We start from the raw sequence: 11,198 nt of genomic DNA on the forward strand, positions 1-11,198 counted from the left end.
AATCCTCGTAAAATTGATGACGTCATTCGTCGGGCAGTCCAGCGCTTTTGCGTGGCTGGTAAACCTTGGGTTGCCCCCGGCGAGGCAATCTTGAATAATCATCAACTGAGAATTATTTGCAGATACTCATGACTCCCATCTCTGTTGGCCATCCCCGAATCCTCTCCATCGAAGACGACCTGGTGCTCGGTGCTTATGTGCACGAGCAACTGGGTCGTAGCGGTTTCCAGGTGACCTGGTGCCAAAACGGCCAGGAAGGCCTGGCGATTGCCCGTGAGCAAGCCTTCGATGTGGTGCTGATGGACATTCTGCTGCCGGGCATGAACGGATTGAACGTGCTGACCCAATTGCGCCAGAGCCATTCCACACCGGTGGTGCTGATGTCGGCACTGGGCGCCGAAGCCGATCGCATCAGCGGTTTCCGCCTCGGCGCCGATGATTATTTGCCCAAGCCCTTCAGCATGGCCGAGTTGCGCGTGCGCATCGAAGCGATCCTGCGGCGCGTCGCACTGGATCGTCGCCCGGCCGTGGCGCCGGTTGCCTTGGTGGCGGACAGCCTGCGTTTCGACGATGAATGCTTCGAGGTGTTCTATGGCGAACACGCCGCCGGCCTGACCCGCAGCGAGTACCGGTTGCTGGACACCCTCCATCGCAACGGCGATGAGGTGCTGAGCAAAGCCTTCCTTTATCAGCACGTGTTGCAACGGGGTTACGCGGCTCACGACCGCAGCCTCGACATGCACATCAGCCAGATCCGTCGCAAGCTCAAGGCCATCGGCTACACCGAGCGGGAAGTGCGCACGGTGTGGGGCAAGGGCTATGTCCTGAGTGCTGACCATGAAGTGGTCTGACCTGCCGGGCAGGCATTCGCTGTTCTGGAAACTCGCCTGTCTGCTGGTGGCGTTCTGTCTGCTGATGATCTGGCTGAGCTGGTCCTGGGGCCGCTACATGGAACAGCGCAACCAGTTCCTGTCGGACGAAGCCCGAGGCACTCTGACGCGCTTTGCTGCCGAAGCCGAACAGGCATGGGAGCAGGGGCAGAGCGCAGGTGTCGATGCCTGGCTGCAGGATATGCGACAGCGTGAAAAGGGCTGGGTGGGTGTGATTGGCGGCGATTTGCAGTCGTTGAGCAGCCAATCGCTGACGGACCAGGAAATCCAGCGCCTGACTTTTCTGCGTGGCCTGGACTGGCCCATTCACAAAAAACGCCTGCCGTGGCTGCGCGTACCGTTTCCCGGCGACTCATCCGTCGGCAGCCTGGTGATCGAACTGCCCCAGCGGTTCAAGCCGGGGCGCTACCGGGTGTTCTGGCGCGTCATCACCAATGGCGTGATTCCCGGACTGTTCACCTTGCTGTTGTGCGTCGGGCTGTATCGATTGCTGGTCGTGCCCCTCAATCAACTGCGCGAGCAGGCCAATGCGTGGCGCGCCGACCAGTTGGGCGTGCGCCTGTCGAGCCGCACGACCAATCGCTGCGATGAACTGGGTGAGCTGGGCCGCGCGTTCGATCACATGTCCGAGCGCCTGCAAAGCACGGTGGCCCTGCAACAACAACTGCTGCGCGACCTGTCCCACGAATTGCGCACACCCTTGAGCCGTTTGCGCGTGGCGAGCGAGGGTGAGCAAAGTCTGGTGCAACTGCGCGAACGCATTGGCCGCGAAGTCGATGGCATGCAACGGTTGGTCGAAGACACGCTGCAACTGGCCTGGCTCGACACCGAGCGCACGCCCTTGCCCGACGAGGCGATCCAGATTCAGGCACTGTGGGAAATGCTCACGGACAACGCCTGCTATGAAAGTTGCTGCCCCGCCGACCAATTGCAGTGCGCGGTGGATTCATCCTGCTGGGTGCGCGGCAATCTCAACACCTTGGCCCAGGCCCTGGAAAACATCTTGCGCAATGCCATTCGCCATTCACCGAAGGGCGGCATCGTGCGTCTGGATGGACGGCGTGAAGGCGGTTACTGGCATCTGTGGCTGGAGGATGAAGGGGGCGGGGTGGCTGAAGAGGATCTTGAGCGGATCTTCTCGCCGTTCACTCGACTCGATGGTTCGCGGCCGGGGAATGGCGGGTTCGGGTTGGGGCTGAGCATTGCAAGGAATGCGGTACAGCGCCAGGGCGGACGGCTTTGGGCTGAGAACACTGGGGCAGGGTTGCGGCTGAACATGCGGTTGGTGGCTGATGACGCCATCGCGAGCAGGCTCGCTCCCACAGTGGATGTGTGCCGACCGCAAATGGTGTGATCCCCCCCTGATTCCCTGTGGGAGCGAGGCTTGCCCGCGAAGAGGCCCTTCGGGTCAGCCCCACGAAAAAGTCTCACCGCTGGTGAGACAATTTTCCTGGACCCACAGCCTGATCATTTTCTCCCCAGTGTAAAATCTCGTTCAAAGCTGCGCTGTTCGGTCGCAGCGAAATCCAGCCGGCAAAAGTGTGAGCGCTGCTGACACAAACCCTGTCACTCGGCACGGGAGTTGTTCAGTTAGAGTTTTGAGGCGCTGCCCAGGTCTATGTTGCGCAGGCAGCAGAGTCCTGAATCAGTCGCTTATTCCCATAAGCCATAAGCACCGCACTTTGCGTGATATGGCCTTCCAACGTTTGCCGGTATGATAGGCGCCCCCGCAGTCTGGATTGCGAATACGCCATGACCTTGCAGTACCCAACCATCGCCGATTGCGTCGGCAACACTCCGCTGGTTCGTTTGCAGCGCCTGCCCGGCGCCACCAGCAATACCCTTTTGCTCAAGCTCGAAGGGAACAACCCGGCGGGTTCGGTCAAGGACCGGCCGGCGCTGTCGATGATTACCCGCGCCGAGTTGCGCGGGCAGATCCACGTCGGCGATACGCTGATCGAAGCGACCTCGGGCAACACCGGGATCGCCCTGGCCATGGCCGCCGCGATCAAGGGTTACAAGATGATCCTGATCATGCCGGACAACTCCAGCGCCGAGCGCAAGGCCGCGATGACGGCGTATGGCGCCGAGCTGATCCTGGTCACCCAGGAAGAAGGCATGGAGGGCGCACGCGACCTCGCTCAGCGAATGGAAGCCGAAGGCCGTGGCAAGGTGCTGGACCAGTTCGCCAACGGTGATAACCCGCAAGCGCACTACACCACCACCGGCCCGGAAATCTGGCGTCAGACCGAGGGCACCATCACTCATTTCGTCAGTTCGATGGGCACCACGGGCACCATCATGGGCGTGTCGCGCTACTTGAAAGAGCAGAACGACAACGTGCAGATCATCGGCCTGCAACCGATGGAAGGCTCGGCGATCCCGGGCATCCGTCGCTGGCCGCAGGAATACCTGCCGAAGATCTACCAGGCCGATCGCGTGGACCGCATCGTCGACATGGCGCAAAGCGAAGCCGAGGACGTGACCCGTCGTCTGGCTCGCGAAGAAGGCATCTTCTGCGGCGTGTCCTCGGGCGGTGCCGTGGCAGCGATGCTGCGCCTGTCCAAAGAAGTTGAAAACGCGGTGATCGTCGCGATCATCTGCGACCGTGGCGACCGTTACTTGTCGACCGGCATTTTCGACGCGCCCAACTGATGGCCAAGCACGAGAGAGGCCTGCGCTTCCAGCCCACCGGCGGCAGCAAGGCCCCGCAAATTCCGACCGGCAAAAAGCAGCGCCTGACTATAGAGCGCCTGGCGAATGACGGTCGCGGTATCGCGTTTTTCGAAGGTCGCACCTGGTTCGTCATCGGCGCATTGGCCGGTGAAGAGGTCGAGGCGCGCGTGTTGGGCGCCCACGGCAAAGTAGTCGAGGCGCGCACCGAGCGTGTGTTCCAGGCCAGCGAACTGCGTCGCCCGGCACCGTGTCCGCATGCCGGTCGCTGTGGCGGTTGCAGCGTGCAACATCTGCCGCACACCGAACAACTTGCCCTGAAACAGCGCATGCTCGCCGAGCAATTGTCGAAGGTCGCCGGTGTCGAGCCCGAAGAATGGGCCGCGCCGTTAAGCGGTCCGGAATTCGCTTACCGCCGTCGCGCCCGTGTAGCGGTGCGCTGGGACATGAAAGCGAAAAAGCTTGAAGTCGGTTTCCGCGCCGCTGGCAGTCAGGACATCGTTGCGATCAACGAATGCCCGGTGCTGGTACAGCCCTTGCAGCCGATCATGACCCGCTTGCCGGAAATGCTCCGCCGCTTGAGCAAGCCTCAGGCGCTGGGGCATGTGGAATTGTTCAGTGGTTCGTCGTTGGCGGTTTTGCTGCGGCACATGGCGCCGTTGTCCGAATCCGATCTGACGATCCTCAAGGATTTCTGCTCGTTTCATGAAGCTCAATTGTGGCTGCATGGAGAGGGCGAGCCACAACCGGTTCAAGCCGATCAGTCTTTGGGCTATCGCCTTGAACAGTGGGATTTGGACCTGGCGTACCGGCCGGGAGACTTCATTCAGGTCAACGCGGCGGTCAACGAAGCGATGGTTGCCCAGGCGCTGGACTGGTTGAAGCCGACAGCGGATGAGCGCGTTCTCGATCTATTCTGTGGGTTGGGTAACTTTGCCTTGCCGCTGGCCAAGGCGGTTCGCGAAGTGGTGGCAGTCGAAGGTGTGCAGGCGATGGTCGAGCGGGCAGCCGCGAACGCCGCTAGCAACAATCTTCATAATGCGAAGTTTTTTCAGGCCGATTTATCCCAGCCTTTGACCGATGCCGAATGGGCGCGCGAAGGCTTTTGTGCGGTACTCTTGGACCCACCCCGTGACGGTGCTTTCGAGGTGGTGCGCAAGCTCAAGTCGATGGGTGCCGAGCGGTTGGTGTATGTGTCATGCAATCCGGCAACGCTGGCGCGCGACACAGTGGAATTGATCAAGCAGGGCTACCGGTTAAAACGTGCCGGGATTCTCGATATGTTTCCTCAGACGGCGCATGTCGAAGCCATGGCGTTATTTGAAGCGAGTTAGGAAGGCTCGTCTGGTCCGACTGGCCCGCCCGTGCAGCCGCGTACCAGCCCGACGTGGGCTCATGGGCAGCGAAGGTCAGCGATTTGACGCATTGAATCTGCGTCGTAGGGAAGGTAAGCAAGATGGTACAGGTGAGAGCACACCAGCCGATCAACACCGACGGCAGTATCAATCTCGAGGCTTGGCTCGATCATGCGGTCAGTGTCGATCTGGCACTGGATCGCGAAGCCTTGAAAGAAGCCTGCGAGTACGCTCGCGAGGCAGAACAACAAGCCAATGCGGCGAAGAATTTGTGGTCCGAGGGAAACTCCAGTTTCCGCACCGGCCTTGAAATTGCCGAGATCCTCGCCGATCTCAAGCTCGATCAGGATTCGCTGGTCGCCGCGGTCCTGTACCGAGGCGTGCGCGAAGGCCAGATCCAGTTGCCGGCGGTCAGCCAGCGCTTTGGTCCCGTGGTGGCCAAACTCATCGACGGCGTGCAACGCATGGCGGCGATCAGCGACAGCCTGAGCCCGCGTAAATCCATGGTGATGGGCACTCAGGGTCAGGTGGAAAACCTGCGCAAGATGCTCGTGGCCATGGTCGACGACGTGCGTGTCGCGCTGATCAAACTGGCCGAACGCACCTGCGCGATCCGAGCGGTGAAAACCGCCGACGACGAGAAGCGCAACCGCGTCGCCCGGGAAGTCTTCGACATCTACGCGCCGCTCGCCCACCGTCTCGGCATCGGTCACATCAAGTGGGAACTGGAGGACTTGTCCTTCCGCTACCTCGAGCCCGATCAGTACAAGCAGATCGCCAAGTTGCTGCACGAGCGGCGCCTGGATCGCGAGCGTTTCATCGCCGATGTGATGAACCAGCTGAAAGTCGAATTGCAGGCCACCGGCGTCGATGCCGACATCAGCGGCCGGGCCAAACACATCTATTCGATCTGGCGCAAAATGCAACGCAAGGGTCTGGAGTTCAGCCAGATCTACGACGTTCGCGCCGTTCGCGTGCTGGTGCCGGAAATGCGCGATTGCTACACCGCGCTCGGCATCGTCCACACCTTGTGGCGGCACATCCCGAAAGAATTCGACGACTACATCGCCAACCCGAAAGAGAACGGCTACCGCTCGTTGCACACGGCGGTGATCGGGCCTGAGGGCAAGGTGCTGGAAGTGCAGATCCGCACCCATTCCATGCACGAAGAGGCCGAGCTGGGCGTTTGCGCGCACTGGCGCTACAAGGGCACCGACGTCAAGTCCGGCTCCAACCACTACGAAGAGAAAATCTCCTGGCTGCGTCAGGTGCTCGAGTGGCACGAAGAGTTGGGCGACATCGGCGGCCTGGCGGAACAGCTGCGGGTCGATATCGAGCCGGACCGGGTGTACATCTTCACCCCCGACGGTCACGCCATCGACTTGCCGAAAGGCGCGACGCCGCTGGACTTCGCTTACCGCGTGCACACCGAAATCGGTCACAACTGCCGTGGCGCGAAGATCAACGGGCGCATCGTACCGCTCAACTACAGCCTGCAAACCGGTGAGCAAGTCGAGATCATCACCAGCAAGCACGGCACCCCGAGCCGCGACTGGCTGAACCCGAACCTGGGTTACATCACCACCTCGCGGGCGCGGGCGAAGATCGTTCACTGGTTCAAATTGCAGGCGCGCGATCAGAACGTCGCGGCCGGTAAAACCCTGCTCGAACGCGAACTCAGTCGCCTTGGCTTGCCGGCGGTGGATTTCGACAAGCTGGCCGACAAGGCCAACATGAAGACTGCCGAGGACATGTTCGCCGCGTTGGGCGCAGGCGATTTGCGCCTGGCGCAACTGGTGAACCTCGCACAGCAACTGGTCGAGCCGGAACGCGGCAACGAGCAGCTGGAACTGATTCCGCGCAAGGCCACCGGCTACAAACCGGGCAAGCGCGGCGACATTCAGATCCAGGGCGTCGGCAACCTGATGACGCAAATGGCGGGCTGCTGCCAGCCGTTGCCGGGCGATGCCATCGTCGGTTACATCACCCAGGGCCGTGGCGTGAGCATTCACCGTCAGGACTGCGCCTCGGTGCTGCAACTGGCCGGGCGCGAGCCTGAGCGGATCATCCAGGTCAGCTGGGGGCCGGTGCCGGTGCTCACCTATCCGGTGGACATCATCATCCGTGCCTACGACCGTTCCGGTTTGCTGCGTGATGTCTCGCAAGTGTTGCTCAACGAGCGGATCAACGTGCTGGCGGTCAACACCCGCTCGAACAAAGAGGACAACACCGCGTTGATGTCCCTGACCATCGAGATTCCGGGGCTGGATGCGCTTGGGCGGTTGCTGGGGCGGATATCCCAGTTGCCGAACATCATCGAAACCCGGCGTAACCGTACGCCGTGAGAAACCTTCACGGAAATTGATGGTGATATCTGTAGGAGCGAGGCTTGCCCGCGAAAACGGTGTGTCAGACATGCAGCTTTCGCGGGCAAGCCTCGCTCCTACAGAGCGTAGAGATTAATAAAAGATGTATTCACTTGAAGATTTGCTGCACCTGATGAGCCGTCTGCGCGACCCGCAGTTCGGCTGCCCGTGGGACATCAAGCAAACCTACGCGACCATCGTCCCGCACACCCTTGAGGAAGCCTACGAAGTCGCCGATGCCATCGAGCGCGGTGACTTCGATCACTTGCAAGGCGAGCTGGGCGATTTGCTGTTCCAGGTGGTTTATTACAGCCAACTGGCCCGGGAAGAAGGGCGCTTCGAATTCGCCGGCGTCATCGACAGCATCACCCGCAAGTTGATCCGTCGTCATCCCCACGTGTTCCCCACCGGCGATCTGTACGCGCCGCTGGATGTTCCGCGTCTGAGTGAAGAGCAGGTCAAGCAGCGCTGGGAAGAAATCAAGGCTGAAGAGCGCGCCGAGAAATCTGCGGCGCCGCAACAACTGTCCTTGCTCGACGACGTGCCCGCCGCGTTGCCGGCGTTATCCCGTTCGGCCAAGTTGCAAAAGCGCGCAGGGCAGGTCGGTTTCGACTGGCCGGATGCGTTGCCGGTGCTGGATAAAGTCCGCGAAGAGCTCGATGAAGTGCTCGAAGCCATGGCCGACAACGACTCGGCAGCGATTGCCGATGAAGTCGGTGACCTGCTGTTTTCCGTGGTCAATCTGGCGCGTCATTTAAAGGTCGATCCGGAAACCGCCTTGCGCGGTGCCAACAGCAAATTCGAAAGACGCTTCCGTTTTATCGAACAGGCATTGCGCGACACCCACCGTCCCATAGAAGATTGCACCCTCGAAGAGTTGGACGCCTTGTGGGGCGAAGCCAAACGTCAGGAAAAGAATTTGCCCAGCTGCGGTTGAGCAGTGGCCTAAGTGAGAAATAAGCACCATGAGCATTTCCCTTCGCGACCAGTTGCTAAAGGCAGGGCTGGTCAACCAAAAGCAGGCCAAACAGGTCGGCAAAGAGAAGCAGAAGCAGCAGCGTCTGGTCCATAAAGGTCAGATCGAACAGGACGACACCCAGCAGCGTCTGGCGCAGGAAGCACTGGCCGAGAAGGTCAAGCGTGACCAGGAGCTGAACCGTCAGCAGCAAGAGAAAGCCGAGGCCAAGGCCCGTGCCGCGCAGGTCAAGCAATTGATCGAAGTCTCGCGCCTGCCGAAGCTGACCACCGAGGACTACTACAACTTCGTTGACGACAAGAAGGTCAAGCGCCTGTCGGTCAACGCGCTGATGCGCAACAAGCTCAGCAACGGCTCGCTGGCGATCGTGCACCATGCCGGCGGCTACGAAGTGATCCCGCGTGAGGCGGCCCTGAAGATCCAGGAACGCGATCCGCAGCGCATCGTGCAGCTGAACGTGCAGACCGAAGAAGCGGCGGCTGAAGACGATCCGTACGCGGCCTATCAGATTCCTGATGATCTGATGTGGTAAGCGGTTAACGACTGCTACAACGACAAACCCCGCTCATGGCGGGGTTTGTCGTTTTCAATGCTGTCGTTGCTTATGCGGATCGGAGCTCTCGTTGTTGCTCCAGTGTTTCCAGTTCGGCCTTGTAGCTGTGGGCGTCGGTTTCGGAGTGGAACATCCCAACCAACATGCCTTGTTGGTGCACGTCCCAGATCCGGATGCCGGCGGCTACGCCCTCGTGGGATTTATGTGAATCGTCGCGTTCAGTTACTTTTACAGTCATCTGCTAGCTCCAATCTCTGTGATATCTGCAGCAAGGCGTGTGCAGGACTCAGTTATATGTTTGGTTAGCTTGCTAAGTAAATGATTGTGTTTGGTAACGCACTCTTGCCAATTCTGTAAAAGTGCTGCAGCCCGCGTAATACGCGACATTCGGTCGCAGGGCTTTGAGTTTCATGACAAAAGCTTCATGTTCGTCGTGAATATATCGCTGGTAGAACACGGCACCTGTAGGAGCCAGGCTTGCCGGCGAAGGCGTCCTTGAGTGCGCCTTCGCCGGCAAGTCGGACCGCCGCATCGCTGGCTCCTACAAAAAGCATTGCTGTGCACATTCTTTAGGCATAAAAAAACGCCCCGAACCAGTCGGGGCGTTTTTGTGTGCAGCGTAGCGGCGGGGAATTACTTACCCTGCCAGCGCTTCAGTACCAAAGTAGCGTTGGTACCACCGAAGCCGAAGCTGTTGCTCATCACGGTGTTGAAGGCGACGTCTTCGCGAGTCTTGGTCAGGATCGGCATGTCTGCCACCGCTGGGTCCAGCTCGTCGATGTTGGCGGAACCCGCCATGAAGTTGCCTTCCATCATCAGCAGGCAGTAGATCGCTTCGTGAACGCCAGCGGCGCCCAGGGAGTGACCGGACAGGCTCTTGGTAGAGCTGATGGCCGGAGCCTTGTCGCCGAATACCGCACGCACGCCTTCCATTTCCTTGGTGTCGCCGACCGGAGTCGAGGTACCGTGGGTGTTCAGGTAGTCGATAGGTGCGTCAACGGTGGACATGGCCATCTGCATGCAACGGATGGCGCCTTCACCGCTTGGGGCAACCATGTCGTAGCCGTCGGAGGTTGCGCCGTAGCCAACGATTTCCGCGTAGATTTTCGCGCCGCGAGCCAGAGCGTGTTCCAGCTCCTCGACCACCACCATGCCGCCACCGCCGGCGATGACGAAACCGTCACGCTTGGCGTCGTAGGCGCGGGAGGCCTTCTCCGGGGTTTCGTTGTACTGGGTGGACAGGGCGCCCATGGCGTCGAACAGGAACGACTGGCTCCAATGTTCTTCTTCACCGCCACCGGCAAATACGATGTCCTGCTTGCCCAACTGGATCTGCTCGACCGCAGTACCAATGCAGTGAGCACTGGTGGCGCAGGCGGAGGAGATCGAGTAGTTCACACCCTTGATCTGGAACGGTGTGGCCAGGCAGGCGGAAACGGTGCTGCCCATGGTCCGCGTCACACGGTATGGACCAACGCGCTTCACGCCTTTCTCGCGCAGGATGTCCAGCGCTTCCATCTGGTTCAGCGTGGAGGCGCCACCGGAACCGGCGATCAGGCCGGTACGCGGGTTGGAGACTTGCTCATCGGTCAGACCGGAGTCAGCGATGGCGTCTTTCATGGCCAGATAGGCGTAAGCCGCCGCGTGGCCGACGAAGCGATAGATCTTGCGATCGATCAGTTCTTCGAGGGGAAGGTCGATGGAGCCGGAAACCTGGCTACGCAGACCCATTTCGGCATATTCCGGGTTGAACCGGATGCCAGGGCGGCTTGCACGCAGGTTAGCGGAGACGGTCTCTTTGTCATTGCCCAGGCACGAAACGATGCCCAGACCAGTGATAACGACGCGGCGCATGCGGATAACCCTTAGAAGTTGTCAGTGGAGGTGAAAACGCCGACCCGAAGGCCTTCGGCGGTGTAGATCTCGCGACCGTCGACAGTCACCGAACCATCGGCGATGGCCAGGTTCAGTTTGCCTTTGAGGACGCGCTTGATATGAATGTTATAGGTCACTTTCTTCGCGGTCGGCAGAACCTGACCAAAGAACTTCACTTCGCCCGAACCCAGGGCGCGGCCACGGCCCGGCAGGCCTTGCCAGCCGAGGAAGAAACCGACCAGTTGCCACATGGCGTCGAGGCCCAGGCAGCCTGGCATCACCGGGTCACCTTCGAAGTGACAGGCGAAAAACCACAGATCCGGAGTGATATCCAGCTCGGCGACCAATTCACCTTTGCCGTACTTGCCGCCTTCTTCGCTGATCAGGGTGATGCGATCCACCATCAGCATGTTCGGGGCGGGCAGTTGCGCGTTACCTGGGCCGAACAGCTCACCGCGACTGCAGCGCAGCAGGTCTTCCCGAGTAAAGGCGTTTTGTTTGGTCATGCGA

General features: G+C 60.3%; 10 protein-coding genes. 7 read left to right on the forward strand and 3 right to left on the reverse strand.

Annotation, left to right across the window (positions count from 1 at the left end; genetic code table 11):
* The first annotated feature begins 128 nt into the window (after nt 1–128).
* The 7 genes from ACM6IO_RS27650 (at nt 129) to ACM6IO_RS27680 (ending at nt 8,792) form a co-directional block, all read left to right on the forward strand.
* A complete protein-coding gene (locus ACM6IO_RS27650; protein WP_008041637.1) occupies nt 129–851 on the forward strand; it encodes a response regulator transcription factor in 723 nt (240 codons plus the stop codon).
* Nucleotides 838–2,244: a sensor histidine kinase gene (locus ACM6IO_RS27655; RefSeq protein ID WP_192227938.1), complete on the forward strand. Its 1,407-nt coding sequence runs from the start codon at nt 838–840 to the stop codon at nt 2,242–2,244. Before ACM6IO_RS27650 ends, ACM6IO_RS27655 begins: the two co-directional genes overlap by 14 nt.
* Nucleotides 2,245–2,642: 398 nt before the next feature.
* Complete coding sequence (cysM, locus tag ACM6IO_RS27660; protein ID WP_207286454.1) at nt 2,643–3,545, forward strand: cysteine synthase CysM; 903 nt, start codon at nt 2,643–2,645, stop codon at nt 3,543–3,545.
* A complete protein-coding gene (gene rlmD, locus ACM6IO_RS27665) occupies nt 3,545–4,897 on the forward strand; it encodes a 23S rRNA (uracil(1939)-C(5))-methyltransferase RlmD (protein WP_008029319.1) in 1,353 nt (450 codons plus the stop codon). Before cysM ends, rlmD begins: the two co-directional genes overlap by 1 nt.
* A gap of 122 nt (nt 4,898–5,019) precedes the next feature.
* Nucleotides 5,020–7,263, forward strand: coding sequence for a GTP diphosphokinase (gene relA, locus ACM6IO_RS27670; RefSeq protein ID WP_008029318.1), 2,244 nt, complete (start codon nt 5,020–5,022; stop codon nt 7,261–7,263).
* 124 nt (nt 7,264–7,387) lie between these two features.
* Nucleotides 7,388–8,221: a nucleoside triphosphate pyrophosphohydrolase gene (mazG, locus tag ACM6IO_RS27675; RefSeq protein WP_032828758.1), complete on the forward strand. Its 834-nt coding sequence runs from the start codon at nt 7,388–7,390 to the stop codon at nt 8,219–8,221.
* A gap of 28 nt (nt 8,222–8,249) precedes the next feature.
* Nucleotides 8,250–8,792 (forward strand): DUF2058 domain-containing protein, encoded by a 543-nt coding sequence (locus ACM6IO_RS27680; RefSeq protein ID WP_008041629.1) that lies wholly within the window; start codon nt 8,250–8,252, stop codon nt 8,790–8,792.
* Nucleotides 8,793–8,862: 70 nt separating this feature from the next.
* On the opposite strand, the gene ACM6IO_RS27685 is transcribed toward ACM6IO_RS27680, so the two are convergent.
* The 3 genes from ACM6IO_RS27685 to fabA form a co-directional block, all read right to left on the reverse strand.
* Nucleotides 8,863–9,051: a hypothetical protein gene (locus ACM6IO_RS27685; RefSeq protein WP_192420389.1), complete on the reverse strand. Its 189-nt coding sequence runs from the start codon at nt 9,049–9,051 to the stop codon at nt 8,863–8,865.
* 395 nt (nt 9,052–9,446) lie between these two features.
* Entirely contained in the window at nt 9,447–10,667 is a 1,221-nt protein-coding gene (gene fabB, locus ACM6IO_RS27690; RefSeq protein WP_008029314.1) for a beta-ketoacyl-ACP synthase I, read from the reverse strand.
* A gap of 11 nt (nt 10,668–10,678) precedes the next feature.
* A complete protein-coding gene (gene fabA, locus ACM6IO_RS27695) occupies nt 10,679–11,194 on the reverse strand; it encodes a 3-hydroxyacyl-[acyl-carrier-protein] dehydratase FabA (RefSeq protein ID WP_003179264.1) in 516 nt (171 codons plus the stop codon).
* Between the last annotated feature and the right edge of the window lie 4 nt (nt 11,195–11,198).

Origin of the sequence: Pseudomonas sp. IT-P44 (assembly GCF_949768225.1) — a bacterium.
In the GTDB taxonomy this organism is placed as follows: domain Bacteria; phylum Pseudomonadota; class Gammaproteobacteria; order Pseudomonadales; family Pseudomonadaceae; genus Aquipseudomonas; species Aquipseudomonas migulae.

Coding starts and splice junctions, on each gene's coding strand:
- rlmD (WP_008029319.1), top strand. CDS start 3,545: ATGGCCAAGCACGAGAGAGGCCTGCGCTTCCAGCCCACCGGCGGCAGC.
- fabA (WP_003179264.1), bottom strand. CDS start 11,194: ATGACCAAACAAAACGCCTTTACTCGGGAAGACCTGCTGCGCTGCAGT.
- fabB (WP_008029314.1), bottom strand. CDS start 10,667: ATGCGCCGCGTCGTTATCACTGGTCTGGGCATCGTTTCGTGCCTGGGC.
- ACM6IO_RS27655 (WP_192227938.1), top strand. CDS start 838: ATGAAGTGGTCTGACCTGCCGGGCAGGCATTCGCTGTTCTGGAAACTC.
- mazG (WP_032828758.1), top strand. CDS start 7,388: ATGTATTCACTTGAAGATTTGCTGCACCTGATGAGCCGTCTGCGCGAC.
- ACM6IO_RS27685 (WP_192420389.1), bottom strand. CDS start 9,051: ATGACTGTAAAAGTAACTGAACGCGACGATTCACATAAATCCCACGAG.
- ACM6IO_RS27650 (WP_008041637.1), top strand. CDS start 129: ATGACTCCCATCTCTGTTGGCCATCCCCGAATCCTCTCCATCGAAGAC.
- cysM (WP_207286454.1), top strand. CDS start 2,643: ATGACCTTGCAGTACCCAACCATCGCCGATTGCGTCGGCAACACTCCG.
- ACM6IO_RS27680 (WP_008041629.1), top strand. CDS start 8,250: ATGAGCATTTCCCTTCGCGACCAGTTGCTAAAGGCAGGGCTGGTCAAC.
- relA (WP_008029318.1), top strand. CDS start 5,020: ATGGTACAGGTGAGAGCACACCAGCCGATCAACACCGACGGCAGTATC.